At 28.5% G+C, this 18,430-nt stretch carries 17 protein-coding genes and 1 pseudogene; 15 read left to right on the plus strand and 3 right to left on the minus strand.

The window, feature by feature from the left end; genetic code table 11:
• Window positions 1–14: 14 nt before the first annotated feature.
• The 9 genes from AB8B22_RS07650 (at window position 15) to AB8B22_RS07690 (ending at window position 8,144) form a co-directional block, all read left to right on the plus strand.
• The gene (locus tag AB8B22_RS07650; RefSeq protein ID WP_369710664.1) at window positions 15–509 is read left to right on the plus strand and encodes a hypothetical protein; all 495 of its coding nucleotides are present in this window, start codon (window positions 15–17) and stop codon (window positions 507–509) included.
• A gap of 24 nt (window positions 510–533) precedes the next feature.
• A complete protein-coding gene (locus AB8B22_RS07655) occupies window positions 534–1,112 on the plus strand; it encodes a hypothetical protein (RefSeq protein WP_369710665.1) in 579 nt (192 codons plus the stop codon).
• 75 nt (window positions 1,113–1,187) lie between these two features.
• Window positions 1,188–2,369: a phosphopentomutase gene (locus AB8B22_RS07660; protein WP_369710666.1), complete on the plus strand. Its 1,182-nt coding sequence runs from the start codon at window positions 1,188–1,190 to the stop codon at window positions 2,367–2,369.
• A 137-nt stretch (window positions 2,370–2,506) separates the two neighbouring features.
• Entirely contained in the window at window positions 2,507–3,604 is a 1,098-nt protein-coding gene (locus AB8B22_RS07665; protein WP_369710667.1) for an RNA-guided endonuclease TnpB family protein, read from the plus strand.
• Window positions 3,605–3,848: 244 nt separating this feature from the next.
• Entirely contained in the window at window positions 3,849–4,076 is a 228-nt protein-coding gene (locus AB8B22_RS07670) for a hypothetical protein (RefSeq protein ID WP_369710668.1), read from the plus strand.
• 141 nt (window positions 4,077–4,217) lie between these two features.
• Window positions 4,218–4,865: an NUDIX hydrolase gene (locus AB8B22_RS07675; RefSeq protein ID WP_369710669.1), complete on the plus strand. Its 648-nt coding sequence runs from the start codon at window positions 4,218–4,220 to the stop codon at window positions 4,863–4,865.
• 225 nt (window positions 4,866–5,090) lie between these two features.
• Window positions 5,091–6,308, plus strand: coding sequence for a hypothetical protein (locus AB8B22_RS07680; protein WP_369710670.1), 1,218 nt, complete (start codon window positions 5,091–5,093; stop codon window positions 6,306–6,308).
• 4 nt (window positions 6,309–6,312) lie between these two features.
• Complete coding sequence (locus tag AB8B22_RS07685; protein WP_369710671.1) at window positions 6,313–7,200, plus strand: hypothetical protein; 888 nt, start codon at window positions 6,313–6,315, stop codon at window positions 7,198–7,200.
• Window positions 7,201–7,229: 29 nt separating this feature from the next.
• Entirely contained in the window at window positions 7,230–8,144 is a 915-nt protein-coding gene (locus AB8B22_RS07690; RefSeq protein ID WP_369710672.1) for a hypothetical protein, read from the plus strand.
• Window positions 8,145–8,269: 125 nt separating this feature from the next.
• On the opposite strand, the gene mnmA is transcribed toward AB8B22_RS07690, so the two are convergent.
• Window positions 8,270–9,085, minus strand: coding sequence for a tRNA 2-thiouridine(34) synthase MnmA (gene mnmA, locus AB8B22_RS07695; protein ID WP_369710673.1), 816 nt, complete (start codon window positions 9,083–9,085; stop codon window positions 8,270–8,272).
• A gap of 215 nt (window positions 9,086–9,300) precedes the next feature.
• Here mnmA and AB8B22_RS07700 point away from each other — a divergent pair, with 215 nt between their 5' ends.
• Both AB8B22_RS07700 and AB8B22_RS07705 read left to right on the plus strand, forming a co-directional pair.
• The gene (locus AB8B22_RS07700) at window positions 9,301–10,941 is read left to right on the plus strand and encodes a malolactic enzyme (protein WP_369710674.1); all 1,641 of its coding nucleotides are present in this window, start codon (window positions 9,301–9,303) and stop codon (window positions 10,939–10,941) included.
• Window positions 10,942–11,164: 223 nt separating this feature from the next.
• A pseudogene (locus AB8B22_RS07705) lies at window positions 11,165–12,375 on the plus strand (IS256 family transposase).
• Window positions 12,376–12,531: 156 nt separating this feature from the next.
• Here AB8B22_RS07705 and guaA read toward each other — a convergent pair.
• On the minus strand, window positions 12,532–14,094 hold the full coding sequence (guaA, locus tag AB8B22_RS07710) for a glutamine-hydrolyzing GMP synthase (protein WP_369710675.1): 1,563 nt from the start codon (window positions 14,092–14,094) through the stop codon (window positions 12,532–12,534).
• 190 nt (window positions 14,095–14,284) lie between these two features.
• Here guaA and AB8B22_RS07715 point away from each other — a divergent pair, with 190 nt between their 5' ends.
• From AB8B22_RS07715 to AB8B22_RS07730, 4 genes are all read left to right on the plus strand, one after another.
• Window positions 14,285–15,832, plus strand: coding sequence for a YifB family Mg chelatase-like AAA ATPase (locus tag AB8B22_RS07715; protein WP_369710676.1), 1,548 nt, complete (start codon window positions 14,285–14,287; stop codon window positions 15,830–15,832).
• A gap of 77 nt (window positions 15,833–15,909) precedes the next feature.
• Window positions 15,910–16,476 carry a cob(I)yrinic acid a,c-diamide adenosyltransferase gene (locus tag AB8B22_RS07720; RefSeq protein WP_094079971.1) on the plus strand — a complete coding sequence of 189 codons (567 nt, stop codon included), beginning with the start codon at window positions 15,910–15,912 and terminating at the stop codon, window positions 16,474–16,476.
• Window positions 16,477–16,640: 164 nt separating this feature from the next.
• Window positions 16,641–17,282, plus strand: coding sequence for a hypothetical protein (locus AB8B22_RS07725; protein WP_369710677.1), 642 nt, complete (start codon window positions 16,641–16,643; stop codon window positions 17,280–17,282).
• A complete protein-coding gene (locus tag AB8B22_RS07730; RefSeq protein ID WP_369710678.1) occupies window positions 17,279–17,515 on the plus strand; it encodes a hypothetical protein in 237 nt (78 codons plus the stop codon). Before AB8B22_RS07725 ends, AB8B22_RS07730 begins: the two co-directional genes overlap by 4 nt.
• 240 nt (window positions 17,516–17,755) lie before the next feature.
• Here the strand turns inward: AB8B22_RS07730 and AB8B22_RS07735 are convergent, their stop codons facing one another.
• Window positions 17,756–18,388: a DUF4125 family protein gene (locus AB8B22_RS07735; RefSeq protein ID WP_369710679.1), complete on the minus strand. Its 633-nt coding sequence runs from the start codon at window positions 18,386–18,388 to the stop codon at window positions 17,756–17,758.
• Between the last annotated feature and the right edge of the window lie 42 nt (window positions 18,389–18,430).

The raw sequence follows: 18,430 nt of genomic DNA on the forward strand, positions 1-18,430 counted from the left end.
AGAAATGAGGGAAAATGAAGATGGCGTTTAATGTAAATGATAATGGCGATATTGAGGATTTTGAAGTTGATTGGCTTGGGAAAAAAGTGTATGTGTCAATGGAAGAAGCTGAAATTTATGATAAGGAACTGGAAAAACAGATGTCTTTTATTTTTAATAATATAAAAGAATGGGATGTTAAAATAAAAAATAGCATTGTAAAAAAATATTTAGGTATGGCAAACAGCCGTTTAAAAGAGAATAAATTGTCTGTTCCATTGGAGAACGTTATTCAAAAGTTGGGAAATAGTCTAACTAAATACGATGTAGAAAATGCTAGAAATGGAATTATTACAGAAAACTTTTTCTTCCAAAATTTAACAATTGATGAAATAATGCCATATTCTATTAGTCAATTTAGTGTGTGGGCTTACGATGAAGTATTTTTTGATGAATATGTGTTTATAACTGATGCTGAAATTTATGAGAAAGTTGTTTTTGACGATTTGACAAATATTTATAAAAAATAATGATTTTGAAAAGGAATTATCACAATGAAGAATAGGGATTATATTGAAGGATTTATTGAAGGTGTCTCAATGTGTTGGAATAATGGGATGAAGATTTGTCCTGAATATACGGCAATATATATTGATACGTTTTTTATTGATAATGACAAAAATAATGATTTGAATGAAATAATAAAGAAAAAATTATTGCAGTATTATGAAAGTAGTTCATCTGAAAAAAAAGATGATAATATTAGAAAAAAATTGGAAAAATTGAATATTGTTTTCAAAAAAAATAGAAAATACGAAAAGCTGATAAAACAAAATGAAACAAAAACTGGTTACGATAAAATTTCTGAATTTATTAAATTGCAAACAGAATTTACTGTTGAGGAAATAATTGAAAATTTAGAAAATAAAGCAGATAAAAAGGAACAATACTGGAATGTAAGACATTTTTTTTATCAAATAACACATTGGTTTGGTGAGCCTGTAAATTTTTATGTAGTGATAAAGAAATATGAAGCTATTTTAAGTGAATTTTATGCATACAATGTTTTTTCAGCAGGAATAATACGGTATAAAGAATATTTATTAATGATTGTTTATGGCTCTGATGAATAAAAAAAATCTTAAAATCAATTGCTTTTAAAACAGATAAAAGATATAATTAAATAAAAAAGAAAGGAAGATAAAAAAATGAAAAAAATAGAAAGAATAACAATAATAGTTTTAGATAGTGTTGGATCAGGAGAATTGCCTGATGCGAATTTATTTGATGACTGTGGGTCAAATACTTTAGGGAATATGGCGAAAGCTCATGGTGGAATGAGTTTGCCTAATATGGGTAAATTAGGACTTGGAAATATTACTGAAATTGAAGGGACTCCAGCTGTGGAAAATGCTGAAGGGGCCTATGGAAGAGCGATTGAGGTATCACATGGAAAAGATTCTACGACTGGACATTGGGAGATAGCTGGTGTGCCGCTAGAAAGACCGTTTCCAAATTATAAAAATGGATTTTCAGATGAAGTTATAAAGGAATTTGAAGAAAAAACAGGAAGAAAAGCTATGTTGAATAAGCCAATTTCAGGGACTGTAGCGATTGACCAATATGGAGAAGAACAAATTAGAACAGGAAATTGGATAGTTTACGGTTCAGCGGACCCTGTGTTTCAAATTGCTGCAAATGAAGAAATTATACCATTAGAAGAACTTTACAAAGCATGTGAAATTGCACTTGAAATTTGTAATGAAAAATCGCCTGTGGCAAGGGTAATTGCAAGACCTTATGTTGGTAAAAAAGTTGGAGAATTTAAAAGAACTGCGAATAGACACGATTTTTCGATTGATCCGCCAAAAGAAACAATGCTTGAAAGATTGAAAAAAGCTGGACTTGATGTAGTTGGAATTGGGAAAACGAGCGATTTGTTTAATGGAAAAGGGATTACAGACAACAGAAAAGCTAATCAGGATAATCTGGATGGAATTAAGAAAACAATAGCGGCATTAAAGGAAGATACAAAAGGATTGATTTTCACTAACTTAGTTGATTTTGATGCTGTTTATGGACATAGAAGAAATGTTGAAGGGTATGTAAAGGCTCTAATCGAATTTGATAACTGGCTACCTGAAATTGAGAAAAACTTGAAAGATGATGAAATCTTGATTATCACTGCCGATCACGGAAATGATCCTACTTATAAAGGAACTGACCACACAAGAGAGTACATTCCAATATTGATTTACGGAAAAAATGTTAAAAAAAATGTAAATATTGGAACTAGAAAAACTTTTGCTGATATTGCGGCAACTGTAGAGGAAATTTTGTTGGGGACAGAGAAAGAGGGGAGTTTTGCCAAAGAGATTTTGGAAGACTAGGAAATAGGTAAATATGGGTTAACAAAAAGATAGCAAGAAGTCTCCGACTTTTATAAGTGGGAGATAAATTGCTTTTTTTGTAAAAAAATTAAAAAAAAATATACATATGATACAATATCAAAAGGAGGTGTAATTTCATGAAATATAATTTAGCATTCAAATACAGAATTTATCCAAATAAGGAGCAAGAATTATTGATAAACAAGACTTTTGGATGTGTTCGTTTTGTTTACAATACGATTTTGTACACTGCGAATAAAATTTATGAAGAGACTGGAAAAAATAAAATAATTACACCTGCCAGTTTGAAAAGTGAAAATCAATTTTTAAAAGAAGTGGACAGTCTGGCACTTTCAAATGCTCAATTGAATGTAAGACGATCGTTTACGAATTTTTTTCAGAAGAGAGCGAAATTTCCGAGGTTCAAATCTAAAAAGACTAGTGTTAAAAGTTATACGACAAATTGTGTGAACAATCCGATAAGAATAGAGGAAAACAAATATTTGATTTTGCCGAAATTGAAAAGAATAAAATTAAAATATCATAGAGAAATACCGAAGGATTACAAGATAAAGTCAGTAACATTGACAAATAGTAATGGAAATTACTATGTTTCTGTTTTGACAGAATTTGAAAAAGAAATTCAAAAAATCCCAAGTAATGATAAAGTAATTGGACTTGATTTTTCAATGTCTGAATTATTTGTTAGTTCTGAAAACCAAAGGGCTGATTATCCAAGATATTTTAGGATGTTGGAAGAAGAATTGAAGAAATTACAGAAATCATTGTCAAGAAAAGTGAAATTTTCTAAAAATTGGTATAAACAAAAAATGAAAATATCAAAATTACATGAGTATATCAAGAATTGTCGAAGAGATTTTTTGCATAAATTATCGAAAAAATTATCTGAAGATTATAATGCTGTGGTTGTTGAAAATTTGAATATGAAAGGGATGAGTCAGGCATTAAATTTTGGGAAAAGTGTAGGAGATAATGGATGGGGAATGTTTTTGAGAATGCTTGAGTATAAACTGATGTTTTTAGGGAAACAATTTTTGAAGATAGATAAGTGGTTTCCGTCATCGAAAACTTGTAGTAAATGTGGAAACGTTAAAGAGAAATTGAAATTATCAGAAAGGAGTTATAAATGTGAGTGCTGTGGAATTGAAATTGATAGAGATTACAATGCGGCATTGAATATAAAAAACATTGGAAAATTGATGTTGAAATATTAGGAAAATAAAAAAAGACAGGGTAGGAACTACCCGAAGAGCTTGGTAAATATATTTGGCTAACAAAAGCAGATACTTCCCAAGAAGCTCCCGCTTCTAAAAGCGGGAGTAGTTCACTAGTGAATATTTATATAAAAGAGAAAAACGAAATAATTTACAGGAAAATTTTTTAAAAGAAATAAATAATTTAGGTTATAATTTTAATACAATTTATGACTTAATTCTTTTAGAAAAAAAACATAAAAATGTGATTCCAATTTTTAAAAAATATTTAAAATTATTTGATTTAGATACAAGAAAAAATTTAGTTAGATTTTTAGGTGTGAAAGGATTTGATGAAATAATTCCGTTTTTGGAAAATGAATTTTTAGAAAATGTAGATAAAGAATATAGAATATCAATAGTAAACAGTCTAAGATTAATAGAAAATGATGAGATAGCAAAGGATTATTTAAAAAAATTGATGAAGATATAAATTTTAAAAATAAAAAAAATTCATTAATTTATATTCCTGATTAATGATTTCATCATGATTTTCTAAATAAAATTTTTATAACATAGGCTAATATTGAAGAATAGCAATTAATTAATAACTTTAAACAGTAGGTGATAATCAGTGAATAAAAATGAAGAAGAAAATAAAGAAGAAGAACAAAAATGGCTAGACTGGGCAATTGAACTTCAAAGTCTAGCACAAGCAGGACTTGCTTATGGAAAAGATAAGTTCGATATTGAACGATTTGAGAGAATTAGAGAGATTTCGGCAGAAATGTTGGCACACAAAACTGAGATTTCGGTGGAAAAGGTAAAGAATTTATTTTGTAATGAAGTTGGATATCAGACACCTAAGATTGATGTGAGAGGTGTGATTTTTAAAGATGATAAAATTCTTTTGATTCAGGAAAGTAACGGGAAATGGGCATTGCCAGGTGGATGGGCAGATGTTTATCTTTCTGTGAAGGAAAATGTGTTGAAGGAAGTTAAGGAAGAGGCTGGGATTGAGGCTAATGCCGAGATGATTATAGCTTTGCTTGATGTTACAAAGAATCAAGGTAAAAAGATACCGTATGGTATAACGAAAGTTTTTGTTTTGTGTGAATATTTGAGTGGAAAATTTGAGAAAAATATTGAAACGATTGATAGTAGATATTTTGGGATTGATGAATTGCCTGAACTGGAAACAAAAAAAATTACAGCTGAGCAAATAAAAATGTGCTTTGAGGCGAATAAGAATAAGGATAAATGGAAGGTTGTCTTTGATTAGGAGTACGAAGTGTATAAATTGTTAAAAATAAGTAGATTTTTTATTTTAAAGATTTATATTGTTTATAACAGGAAATTATGATGAAAGAAGTAATGTATTTCTAAAAAATTTTATCTAAGAGAAATTAATACAACAGAATTAAAAATGGAAAGATTGATGAAAATTTCAATGGTTTTTAGAAATAAATAATAATGTGTTTAATAAGATAATCTATGGGAGCAAAAAATGAGAAAATATAAAAAATTAAGTGAAAAAGTAAATAAACAATTTGAAAAGATAATTAACAGATCAGAAGAAGTTAATAAAAATATGAAAGAATTTATTGAAGTCAATAATAGAATGCTCGATAATTTTGAAAATTTGGATAAGGTTTTAGAAGATATTGACAGAGAATTTGCTAAAAAAACAGGAATTTTGAACAAAAAAGATCAAATATTTTTATGGACTGCAGTTGCTTTGCAAATATCAAGAATTTATATAGTGAGTGAAATAACGAAGATAGAAAATGCAGGAAAAGGAGAACTTGAAGAATATCTAAAAAAATTTCAAGAAGAAATGTTTAAAAAGTTTCAAAATACAAATGATGGAATAAATCAAGAGTATAGAGCTTCGTTAAAACAAATTTTAACAAATAAAGTTCCCTATGATGCTACAGATGGAGGAAAAAAATTTGGAATTTTTAAAGGTGCAAATCATAGATTTGCTACACTTGGTCATGATCCAATTTTAGGATATATATTTGGAACTGCAAATATACTGACAAATACCATAACAACTGTTCAACTTCCTTTAGTATTATCATATCATGTTCAATACAATGAAATATATGGAAATCCTCAGATTACTAAATTGGCTTCAACAGGATTAATGTTTTTAAAGGTAGAGGAAAGAATAAAAGAAGATAAAATAACAGTGGCTTTAGCATTAATTAAACAGATAATACATATCGGAACAGATTTGTATACACCAAAAGGTATTCAAATTCCAGGTGCTAATTTAGTTTTATCTAAAAAAAATGCAGAAAGGTTAACAAAATATATAAGTACTGGAGATATAATAAAAATTACTTCTTCTGCAGCTATAGCAATAGTTATAAATTTTATAATTAGTGTACTTCATAATTTATTTTATAATGAAAATGATGATATTTCAAGAGAGCTATATAATGTAAGAACACGAAAAATATTAAAAGTTTCTAATATAATAGCAGAATCATTAAATATAGTGTATGTTGGTTCTAGTATAGTAATAGGAAAACAAACTGGAAATCCTGAATTAATAAAAGAAGGTATGAAAAGAATCGATTTAGGAGGTTACATAGTTGCAGTTCATCAAATTGTGAAAAGTTCTTTGGTACAAGAAAAAATAAGAAGAGAGTATTTGGAAAATAAATTATATGATAAATTTTTAGGAGAAAATTATAGTTTTTTAGAGGAGGAATAAGGTAATGTTTGGAAATAAAAAAAGTTTTAATGAAGGAATGAAAAGTGGAATAAGACTTTCAGAAGAAATTATTAAAAGAGATACAGGAGCAATAAACAAACTATATGAAATACTTAAAAATATAACGGGAGATACAAGAGAATTAAAGGAAACCTTTGAAGAGGTTATAAAAAGTCTAGAAAACTCAGAAATAGAAAAATTATTTGGCATAGTGAAAACATCAAGTCCAAATGATTTGGAAGAAGAAGAAAAAATAATATTATTACAAATTTTAGTTGATATTTCAAAAAGATATGGAGGTAATAGTAATCAAAAAGAATTTTTAAGAAATTTAACACTTTATTTTGAGATTAATTTTGAAGATTTGTTAAAGAAAAATAACTTTAAAAAAGCAATAGATAATATTGGTAGCAAAAAATCAGAAAAAATAATGTATAAAATTATAAAGGAATATTTATATTTAGAAAATAATACTAATAATTATGGGAATAAATATGATGAATATTTATCATTATTTGCATGTGGAGTTAAAGATAATGGAAGCATAGAAAATGAAATTGAATTTAAAGTTGATATTTTTGGTGAAGAAATTTTGTATCAACAGTTTTCAAAATATAGTTATGATTTTAAAGATATAAGTGAAAATGAGTTTAATGATAAAAAAATTAATGTAAAAGATTATTATATTGAAATGAAAGTGAAAGAAAAAGGAGAAATAACAAAACAAATTTTTGAATTTTATTTACAAGATTATGATAATAATTGTGCAAGAAATAAATTATACGAGATTATCAGTTATGATATATATGTGGAGACTGCGAATTATGTAGTTTATCCTAAAAATGAAAGATTAATTTCTTTGAACAAAAAAACAAAAGAAAAAAAGAAATAATATTAAATTTTGAAATATCTAAAGAATATATGTCTAATGAACTTTTTAAAAATAAATGTATAACATCTTACAATGACATACTATATATAATCACTGAAAATAATGAAATATATTTTTATAATATAGATAAAAATATATGTGGTAAAATAGAGACTCCAGAGTCAGAGTGTAAAAAATTTAATATAAAAGTTGAAAAAAATATTTTATGTTACTTGGATAATTATTCAAATATATTTTTAATGGATATTGAAAAACATTATAAACATTTTGAAATAATTGAAAAAAATAATACATCAATTAATATAGGATTTATAGATGTGAATTTTAATCAATTAAATCCTCAATTATGCGCATGCGCATGCGGAAACGGAAATATTTTTAATAACTTTATTTTAGAGAAAAAAGAATATTATATAAAATATAAAAAAGAAAATTATACTTGTAGGTCAATAGAAAAAACAGATTTTTTTATAATAAAAGATAAAGATATATATTTTTTATCTGCAGATGATAAAACATGGAAATTAAAAAGATTTAATGTTGAAACAGAATTTGAAGAAAATTATTCGTTAGAGTTTGAAAGAAAAGATTGGCTTAATAATGAATATAAGATTTTAAAAATGGGTGAATATTTAGATAATATTTATTTAATTTTTTCTGTAGCTAATAGAATAGATATTGTAAATGTTGATTTTAAAGTAAAAAAAGTTAAAAATTCATTTTTAGGTATGAAACAAAATATTTTTTTTAATAGGAAACAAGTGGAGGTATATGATAATTTTTTAGTAATGCGTGATGTAAAAAGTGAAAAAGTATACGTATACATTACTAATTTAGTTAAAGATAAAGATAAATTAGTAGTTACTAAAAATAAAAAAGATTATATTAAATTAGGACAATTTTTAACAACACAGAACAAAGATAAAATTTATGAATTGAAATAAAAAGTTTAGGAGAAAATATAAAAATGAGTTATTATAAAGAATTAAAAATATTGGGATTTAAAGGATTTAGTAAAGAATGTTCAATAGAATTTGCAATTCCAAATGAAAAAGAAGAAGGAAGCGGATTAACAATACTGGTGGGAGAAAATAATAGTGATAAAACAAGCATAAGTTCCTTCCTTTGTATTTCCGATTCCGATTCCCTTTCTTTGTCCAATTGTGTAATACATAAGCCCATTATGATGCCCCAGCACTTTTCCTTGTGTATTTACAATATTTCCACCTTTTGCAGGCAAGTATTGCGATAAAAACTTATTAAAGTCACGTTCTCCAATAAAGCAGATTCCTGTGCTGTCTTTTTTCTTCGCCGTTGCCAAATTATATTTTTCAGCTATTTCACGAATCTGTGGCTTTGTATATTCTCCCAATGGAAACAACACTTTTTCCAGCTGTTCCTGATTTAATTGGCAAAGAAAATACGTCTGATCCTTGTTATCATCAATTCCTCTTAACATAGTTGATTTGATTTTCCCATCTTTTTCCTCGTGAACAATTCTCGCATAATGCCCTGTTGCCACATAATCGGACCCAATCTTCATCGCATAATCTAGAAATGCACGGAATTTGATTTCCTTATTACACATCACATCAGGATTAGGAGTTCTTCCCTTTTTATATTCATCTAAAAAATACATAAAAACTTTATCCCAATATTCCTTCACAAAATTCACCGAATAATAAGGTATCCCCAACTGCTCTGCCACAGCAATCACATCCTTATAGTCCTCTTCCGCCATGCAGACTCCATTTTCGTCCTTCTCTTCCCAGTTCTTCATAAAAACCCCAATTACATCGTATCCCTGTTCTTTAAGCAAAATAGCCGCAACTGAAGAATCTACCCCGCCCGACATTCCTAACACAACTTTTTTTCTTCTTTTCATAATATTTCCTTTCCTTATATTTCCAAAAACTTAAACTTCTTTCAAAACCTTTCTTTCTATAAAAATAAGTATATCATAATATATTGCAACAGATAAGGAAAATAATTTAAGTAACAGGATAAACAAATTGATTTTTCCATATTTCAGTGTTATACTTAATGTTAGCAGATTATTGTAAAAAATAAATTTAAAATATTATTTAGAGGTGATTAACTATGAAATCAGGCTATGAGATTTTGAACAATCCATTTCTCAACAAAGGAACAGCTTTTACCAAAGAAGAGCGTGAAAAATACGGATTATTAGGACTTTTACCGCCGTATATTCAAACTATAGATGAACAGGCAAAACAGACTTATGGGCAATTTCTGAAAAAAGACAAGTTAATTGAAAAAAGACATTTCTTAATGGAAATTTTTAATACAAACAGAACATTATTTTACTATTTATTTAGCAAACACGTAGTTGAATTTATGCCAATTGTTTATGATCCTGTAATTGCAGAAAGCATAGAAAATTACAGTGAATTATTTGTAAATCCTCAAAATGCGGCTTATTTGTCAGTAAAAGAGCCAGAAAACATAGAAACCATTTTAAAAAATGCTGCTGACAACAGAAAAATCCGTTTAATTGTCGTTACTGATGCAGAAGGAATCCTTGGAATTGGTGACTGGGGAACTAACGGAGTTGACATTTCAGTTGGAAAACTGATGGTTTACACTGCCGCCGCTGGAATTGATCCCGCTACTGTCCTGCCAGTTGTAATTGATGCTGGAACAAATAGAAAAGAATTGCTGGAAAACGACTTGTATCTAGGAAATAGATTTGAGAGAGTCCGAGGAGATGAATATTATAACTTTATAGACAAATTTGTAAAAACAGCTGAAAAACTTTTCCCAAATTTATATCTTCACTGGGAAGACTTTGGAAGATTAAATGCGGCAAATATTTTAAATAAATATGAAAATGAAATCGCAACTTTTAACGACGATATACAGGGAACTGGAATTATCACTTTAGCTGGAATCTTAGGCGCATTAAAAATTTCAGGCGAAAAGCTTACTGAGCAAGTTTATATGTGTTTTGGTGCAGGAACTGCTGGAGCTGGAATTGCTAGACGTATTTTTAATGAAATGGTTGCACAGGGTCTTTCTGAAGAAGAAGCAAAAAAGCGGTTTTATCTAGTTGACAGACAAGGCTTATTATTTGAAGACACAGAAGGACTAACTCCAGAACAAACTCCTTTTGCAAGAAAACGAAGCGAATTTACAAATGCAAATGAATTAACTACTTTGGAAGCCGCTGTAAAAGCTGTAAAACCAACTATACTTGTCGGAACTTCCACAGTGCCAAAGACTTTCACAAAGGAAATCGTTCAGGAAATGGCAAAACACACTGCAAGACCAATAATTTTTCCACTTAGCAACCCAACAAGGCTAGCAGAAGCCAGTGCAAAAGATCTTATCGAATGGACAGACGGAAAAGCTCTCGTTGCAACAGGAATACCATCAGATCCAATAGAGCTTAACGGAATCGCCTATGAAATTGGACAAGCAAACAATGCTCTAATCTATCCTGGGTTAGGACTTGGAATTATCGCAACAAAATCAAAGATTGTAAACGACAAAATAATCTCAGCAGCCGCACATTCACTAGGTGGAATCATCGACACAACAAAACCTGGAGCTGCTGTACTTCCTCCAGTATCAAAACTGACAGAATTTTCTGAAACTGTGGCACTGTCAGTTGGACAAAGCGTACTAGATCAAAAATTAAATACAGAACCCATAAGCGATTTAAAAGAAGCAATAAAAAATGCAAAATGGATTCCTGAATACAAGGAGATGATTTTATGAAAATAGCAATGGCTGGAGATCATGTCGGATTTAATTTAAAAAAAGAAATTAAGGAATTGCTGGAGTCACAAGGTTATAGCGATTGCCGAAAAGCATATTAGAAAAGATGTTTAATTAAAGATTTATTTAACAAAAAACGGAAGTTAGGGTGTGTAAAAATTTTTGTGTAAACCTCTAGATAATATATGGTAAAATAACTGTATAATATTTGGAGGTTTTTGTTATGGCTAAAAAGAAAATTGACAACGAAATTTTTAAAACACTGATTGAGGATTACAATATTAAAGATACTAATGATATTAAGGATATGCTTAAGGATTTGCTTTCGGGTACTATTCAAACTATGCTTGAAGCTGAAATTGAGCATGAACTGGGGTATGCTAAACATTCTATGAAAGATAAGACTACTTCTAATGCTAGAAATGGACATTCCAAGAAAACTGTTAGAAGTGAGTACGGCAATATTAACTTAGATATTCCTAGAGATAGAAATGCTGAGTTTGAGCCTCAAATCATCCCTAAATATCAAAGAGAAATTACTGGCATTGAAGGGCAGATTCTTTCTCTTTATGCTAAAGGAATGAGCACTAGAGATATCGAGGACCATCTCAATAATCTTTATGGGATTGATGTTTCGCCATCTATGATCAGTAAAATTACAGATAAAATTATACCTGAAATTAGGGAATGGCAGTCTAGACAGCTTGAAGATGTATATCCAATAGTTTTTATGGACGCTATCCATTACAGTGTAAGAAAAGATGGAGTTGTTGTTAAAAAGGCAGTATATTTAGCTATAGGAATAGATAAGGAAGGAAGAAAGGAGGTTTTAGGATTTTGGATAGGAGAAAATGAATCAAGCAAGTACTGGCTAAATGTTTTAAATGAATTGAAAAACAGAGGAGTTCAGGATATACTAATTATGTCTGTTGATAATTTAAAAGGGTTCAGCGAAGCAATATCTTCAGTGTTTCCAAAGACAGAAATTCAAAAATGTGTAGTTCATCAAATTAGAAACAGCATAAGATACAATCTTACAAAGATGCAAGGGAATTTACATCAGACTTAAAAGAAATGTATAATGCACCAATACTGGAACAGGCAGAGTTTAAACTGGATGAATTAGAAGAAAAATGGGGCAAAAAGTATATGGCAGTAATTAATTCCTGGAGAAGTAATTGGAATGAGTTGACAACATACTTTAAATATGATACAAAGATAAGAAAGCTGATATATACGACAAACCCGATAGAAAGCTTAAACAGACAATTAAGAAAGTATACGAAGACAAGATCACTTTATCCTACAGATGAAGCATTAATGAAATCGGTATACCTAAGCTTAAAGGAAGCAACAAGGAAATGGACTGGAAGAATACCAGGCTGGGGAGAAATATATTCTCAGTTAAGTATTTATTTTGAAGGAAGAATTTAAAAACAGGATGATAAAAATACCATCCTGTACCATATATTATATTTTGAGTTTACACAAAATTCTGGACACTCTCAATTTTAGTACTTTTTTGGTACTTTTATATTTTATTGATGTACTCAAAGGCAGTAATTAAAGTATTAAAATTAATTTTATTAATTATTCCCACTCAATCGTAGCTGCAGGCTTAGAAGAAATATCATAAACAATTCTGTTTATACCGTTTACATTATTGATAATTTTATTTGCAACATCTCCTAAAAATTCATAAGGCAATTTAGACCAAGTTGCTGTCATAAAATCAATAGTGTTTACAGAACGGATAGCTGCCACATATTCGTAAGTTCTTTGATCACCCATAACTCCTACAGTTTTAACAGGTAATAAAGTAACGAATGCTTGATCCACTTTTCCATATAGTCCTTCTTCCATCAAAGCATTAATGAAAATGTCATCAGCTTCTTGTAAAATTCTTACTTTTTCAGGTGTAACTTCTCCAATTACTCTAATTCCAAGTCCTGGTCCTGGGAATGGGTGTCTATTAATAATTGTGTCAGGTAGTCCCAATTCATGTCCAACTTTTCTAACTTCATCTTTAAACAATTCTTTTAGAGGCTCTAATAGTTCAAATTTCAAGTCTTCTGGCAGTCCTCCAACGTTGTGGTGAGATTTTATCGTATGAGAAGGGCCTTTTATTGATTGAGATTCGATAACATCAGGGTAAATTGTACCTTGCGCTAAGAATTTTGCACCTTCTTGACCTTTTAACTTTCTAATTTCTTCATTGAAAACTTCGATAAATTCATGTCCAATAATTTTTCTTTTAGCTTCTGGCTCATCTATGCCTTTTAATTTATTTAAAAATCTATCTTTCGCATCAACAAAAACAATATTTAAATTAAAATGTTCTTTATAATATTCTAAAACTTTTTTACCTTCATCTTTTCTAAGAAGTCCAGTGTCTACAAACATACAAGTCAATTGTTTTCCAATCGCATTATTAATCAAAACAGCTGCAACTGAAGAATCCACACCACCTGATAACGCAAGTAAAACATGTTCGTCTCCAACGATTTCTTTAATCGCTTTTGTTTTTTCTTCAATGAAACTTGTAATTTTCCAGTTTCTTTCACATTTACAAATATTGAAAACAAAGTTAGCAATAATTTCAGTTCCACATTCAGAATGAACTACTTCTGGGTGGAATTGCAATGCATAAATTCCATTGTTATTTGTAATTGCAGCGATTGAAGAGTCAGTTTGTGCAATTATTTCAAATCCTTCAGGCAATTCAGTAATGTGGTCGTTGTGACTCATCCAGATGCTAGAAGTTTTCTTAATTTCTTTAAATAAAGGATTTTCTCCGTTTATAACTTCTAAAATAGCTTTTCCAAATTCTCTCGAATCAGCTTTTTCAACTTTTCCACCGTTTAAGTGAGTGATTAGTTGCATTCCATAACAGATTCCTAAAATAGGTAATCCTAAATCAAAAATAGCTTTATCAACTGTTGGAACGTTTTCCTCATAAACTGAAGCAGGTCCTCCAGAAAGAATGATTCCTTTTACAGGTTCAGTTCCATTTTTGATTTTTTCTACATCAATTAATGGGACGATTTCACAGTAAACTTCCATTTCTCTAATTCTTCTTGCAATTAATTGAGTATATTGCGACCCGAAGTCAACAATTAAAATTTTCTCTTTTTTTTCGTTCAATTTTTTCACCTCGTAATATTTTTTATTTTATTTAACAATTTTATAAAATTTTTTATTTATTATCATTATTTTTTATATTTTACCATTATTTTTAAATTTTTTCTATTATTTGAGAAAAAAATATTTATTTTATTTGAAAAAATAAAATAAAAATGGTATAATAATATTGTTAAAATTTAATTAAAAAAAGGGGGATACAATGGCTATAAGTTTATTTAGTTGTAGCTATTTTGGGATAGATACATATATTGTGGAAGTGGAAGTCGATTTGTCACGAGGACTTCCTGTGTTTAATATTGTTGGAATGGGGGATCAGGCAATTTCTGAGAGCAAGGAGAGAATTAGAAGCTGCTTTAAAAATATGGAATTTGAGTTTCCAGTCAGAAGAGTTCTTGTGAATTTATCTCCAGCAAATATTAAAAAAAAAGGAAGTCATTTTGATTTAAGTATTTTTTTAGGAATACTTGCAAATATTGGGAAAATTCCAAATGTTGAAATTTTTAAAAATTATTTGATTTTGGGAGAAATTTCTTTAAATGGTAAAATAAAATCGGTAACTGGAGCAATAAATGCGGCTATTTTGGCAAAAGAAAAAAATTTTTTAGGAGTGATTGTACCATTTGAAAATTACAACGAAGCTAAACTTATTTCGGGAATTGAAATAGTTCCTGTGCAAAATATACAAGAAGTTTTAGATTTTTTTGAAAAAGAAATAAGCGTGGAAGAATTATGTAAAAAGGCGGATGAAAAAAATATTGAGATTTCAAAAAATAAAAATGATGAAATAAAAGAAAAAGATTCTCAGAATGAAGATGAAAAGATAGACTTTTGCGATGTAAAAGGTCAGTTTTTAGCAAAAAGAGCGCTAGAAATTGCCGCCGCTGGAGGACATAATGTATTTTTAATAGGAGATCCTGGTTCAGGAAAGTCAATGCTTGCAAAAAGATTTACGACGATACTTCCCGAGATGACAGAAGAAGAAATAATTGAAACTACAAAAATTTACAGCATTTCAGGACTTTTGAGTGAAAAAGATCCGATAATTACGAAAAGACCTTTTCGTGCGCCACATTATTCAGCTACAGAAGTGGCACTTGCGGGAGGTGCAACAAGAGTTGGAGAAATAACTTTGGCGTTAAATGGAGTGCTATTTTTAGATGAAGTTGGAGAATTCGAGGGAAAAACACTAGAAACTTTGCGCCAGCCTTTGGAAGATGGGAAAATAGTTATTTCCAGAGCAAATTTTACGATGACGTATCCTGTGAAAAGTATAACAATCACAGCTTCAAATCCTACGCCAAGTGGATATTTTCCTGATAATCCGCTTTGCCACGACAGTCCTTTGGATATAAAAAGATACCAAAAAAAATTTTCAGGACCACTTTTGGATAGAATGGATTTGTATGTAGAAATGCGCCAGTTAAAAAAGGAAGAGCTATTTTGTGAAACTTTATCAGAAAAATCTGAAGTTATTCAAAAAAGAGTAATTAAAGCCAGAGAAATTCAAAAAAAGCGATTTAAATCGAATATGTTAAATTATGCAATGACTAAAAGACAAATAAATAAATATTGTAAAATTGATAAAAAAACTCAGGAAATAATGAAAGAAGCGGTTGATAACTTAAAGTTGTCAGCGAGAATGTTTGACAAATTATTAAAAGTTTCACGAACGATTGCTGATCTTGCGGGAGAAGAAAATATAAAAAAAGAGCATTTATTAGAAGCACTTAATTATCGAAAAAAATAAAAAAATTAAATGACATAAAAACAAAAAAATATAAATAAAAAAGAAAATTAAAAAAAAATAAAAAAGGATAAAAAAATATGAAAATTTATACAAAATATGGAGATAAAGGATTTACAAAATTATATGGTGGAAAAAAAGTTAGTAAAAATAGCAGCCGTGTCGATGCTTATGGAACTGTAGATGAAGTTTGCTCAATGCTTGGAGTGCTTGTTGCAAAAATGCGAAATGTGACTGAGTTGGAAGAAATTTTAAAAGAATGTGAGAAAATACAGCAGCAATTATTTGACTGTGGAAGTGATTTGGCAACACCAGATAAACTTAGAGAGTACAAGCAGGAAAGTGGAGATGTGAAATGGCTGGAAAGTTTGATTGATAAATATATTCCACAAATGCCTAAACTGGAGAGCTTCATAATTCCTGGCGGGAGTGAAATTTCTAGTTTATTTCATTTAATTCGTGCTAATATTAGGAAACTTGAGAGAAAAATAGTAAAACTTTTTGAAGAAAATGAAGATGTGAATGAATATGGAATGCAATATATAAATAGATTATCGGATTATTTTTTTGTAGTTGCGTGTATCTCAAATGTAAAAATGGGTGTCAAAGAAGTTGTCTATAAAAAAAGTTCAAAAGTATTCAAGTAAATTTATAAATTTTTTTCAAAAAATTCAAATTATATTAATTAATTTATTTATTTATTTGTTTATTGAAATCTTTAATTTTCCAAAAAATTTTTGTTTTATTTTTGTTTTTTTAGTATAATTATATAAGGAAAAAATATTGAAAATATGAAAAAATTGGAGTTGAAATGAAAAAACAAAAAATGGATAAATTACAAGATATAAAAAATCTTTTGGAAATTAGAACAAATGAAATTGAAAATTCAATAAATAAAAAATTGGAATCAGAACTTAAAAAATCTGAAAATAAAATTATAAAATTTTTAGAAGAAAAATCATATCAAAGTTTGGAAAACATCGAAACTTATGTGAGTCAATTTCTAGAGAAAGATATGATTCAAAATTTAGAAGATATAAAAGAGAGAAATAAAAAATTTCTGAATACAAATTTTAGTGATTTATTTTTGGAAGTGAAACTTATTATAAAAAATTATTCGGAAGAAGTGAATCAGACTAGTAAAATTTCTTTTTTTGATTCGGAAATCAAGAGAAAAATTGAAGATTTTAAAAGTGAAAAAGATGAAATAGAAAAATTAAAAAAAGAAATCTTTTATAAAAAAATGGATTATAATAACGAAAAGATAAGGGAAAAGTGGGAAATTCAAAAATTTGAAAAATTTAAAATGAAAAAAGAAAGACTGGAAAAAATTAGAAATATTAGAAACGCAGAATTAGAAGATTTGGATAAAAAAACACAAATTGAAATTGAAATAAATTATGAAGAAGAAGTGGAAAATCCAAATAAAAAAGTGGATTTTTTTCAAAATTGAGCAGTAAAATTTTTGCGAAAAAGGCTGAAAAAGTGGAAGCATTGCAAGAAGATGACGAAAAACAGATGCAGAAAGACGAGAGGAAAAGTGATTTTTCTGAGAATATAGAAAATTTGGATATTTTGGATGAGTTTGGTAAAGAAGAGGTTTTGAGAGCGAAGAGACTTGACTCAATTAAAAGAGAAGAAATAGAGTTATTGGAAGAAATGTTGAAAGAAAAAAAGAGGCTTTAAAAAAGGCGCAGGAAAAAACAAAAGAAGAATATTTAAAAAATATTATAAAAAATGTAAGAAACTATTTTTCATCTCAGAGCAACCAAATAAAAAATGTATTTTTTCGTCAAATGATAAATGAGAAAAAAGCAGAAATTATAAGAAAAACGGAAATAGAATATAAAAATTTACTAAATTAAAAATAAAAAAAATCAATATTAAAAATATTTATAATTTTTAGAAATATTGATTTTTATTTTTTTAAATTTCTGTTTTTATATTTTCAGCTTCTTCCAGCGAAGAAAATCCCTTTTTCAAAACGATATTTTGAATATTTTCAAGCGCTAAATTTTTATTTTGATTTAAATATTCCAAAATAAAATTATAATATAATTTTAGAGTTTTTAAGGAATATGAAGCTAATTCGCCTTTTAAGTATGTTTCAATTGAAGTGTAATTTGGCGTATCATCTTTTGAGTAAAGGGGTCTTGCTTTAGAAGCTAAATGTGGATATTCTTTTATTATTTCAAGTTCCCATTTTAAATAGATTTTCACAATTTTTTTTATAATTTCTTTTTTTTCTAAAGAAATTTCTGGCAAATATGATTTTATCAGTTCGAATTCTTTTGGAGAGCTAAATTCCATCATTCTGGCATATTTATCCTGAACTAAGTTTTGATTTTTATGTTTTGCCAAAATTAAATCTTCTAAATAACTCTCCAAAATTTCACAAGGAAGTGTTTCCCACTGGCTTCTTCTCATAATTTCAAATTCGGCGGGATTATTTTGACATTCAGCTCTTCCTTCGGTGTGGTGCACTTGCTGGAAAAATTCCCATTCTCTTTTTAAAATTTGTCTTATATAAGTTTCTTTTTTTGTAATATTTCTATCCATCTTTTCCTTTCTTAATTAATAATATTAATATTATTAACAACA

Source organism: Leptotrichia rugosa (genome assembly GCF_041200005.1).
GTDB classification, from domain to species: Bacteria; Fusobacteriota; Fusobacteriia; order Fusobacteriales; family Leptotrichiaceae; genus Leptotrichia; species Leptotrichia rugosa.

Bases quoted from the DNA above. Each gene is read 5' to 3' on its own strand.
- AB8B22_RS07650 (WP_369710664.1), top strand. From the start codon at position 15: ATGAAGATGGCGTTTAATGTAAATGATAATGGCGATATTGAGGATTTT.
- AB8B22_RS07655 (WP_369710665.1), top strand. From the start codon at position 534: ATGAAGAATAGGGATTATATTGAAGGATTTATTGAAGGTGTCTCAATG.
- AB8B22_RS07660 (WP_369710666.1), top strand. From the start codon at position 1,188: ATGAAAAAAATAGAAAGAATAACAATAATAGTTTTAGATAGTGTTGGA.
- AB8B22_RS07665 (WP_369710667.1), top strand. From the start codon at position 2,507: ATGAAATATAATTTAGCATTCAAATACAGAATTTATCCAAATAAGGAG.
- AB8B22_RS07680 (WP_369710670.1), top strand. From the start codon at position 5,091: ATGAGAAAATATAAAAAATTAAGTGAAAAAGTAAATAAACAATTTGAA.
- AB8B22_RS07685 (WP_369710671.1), top strand. From the start codon at position 6,313: ATGTTTGGAAATAAAAAAAGTTTTAATGAAGGAATGAAAAGTGGAATA.
- AB8B22_RS07690 (WP_369710672.1), top strand. From the start codon at position 7,230: ATGTCTAATGAACTTTTTAAAAATAAATGTATAACATCTTACAATGAC.
- mnmA (WP_369710673.1), bottom strand. From the start codon at position 9,085: ATGAAAAGAAGAAAAAAAGTTGTGTTAGGAATGTCGGGCGGGGTAGAT.
- AB8B22_RS07700 (WP_369710674.1), top strand. From the start codon at position 9,301: ATGAAATCAGGCTATGAGATTTTGAACAATCCATTTCTCAACAAAGGA.
- AB8B22_RS07715 (WP_369710676.1), top strand. From the start codon at position 14,285: ATGGCTATAAGTTTATTTAGTTGTAGCTATTTTGGGATAGATACATAT.
- AB8B22_RS07720 (WP_094079971.1), top strand. From the start codon at position 15,910: ATGAAAATTTATACAAAATATGGAGATAAAGGATTTACAAAATTATAT.
- AB8B22_RS07725 (WP_369710677.1), top strand. From the start codon at position 16,641: ATGAAAAAACAAAAAATGGATAAATTACAAGATATAAAAAATCTTTTG.
- AB8B22_RS07735 (WP_369710679.1), bottom strand. From the start codon at position 18,388: ATGGATAGAAATATTACAAAAAAAGAAACTTATATAAGACAAATTTTA.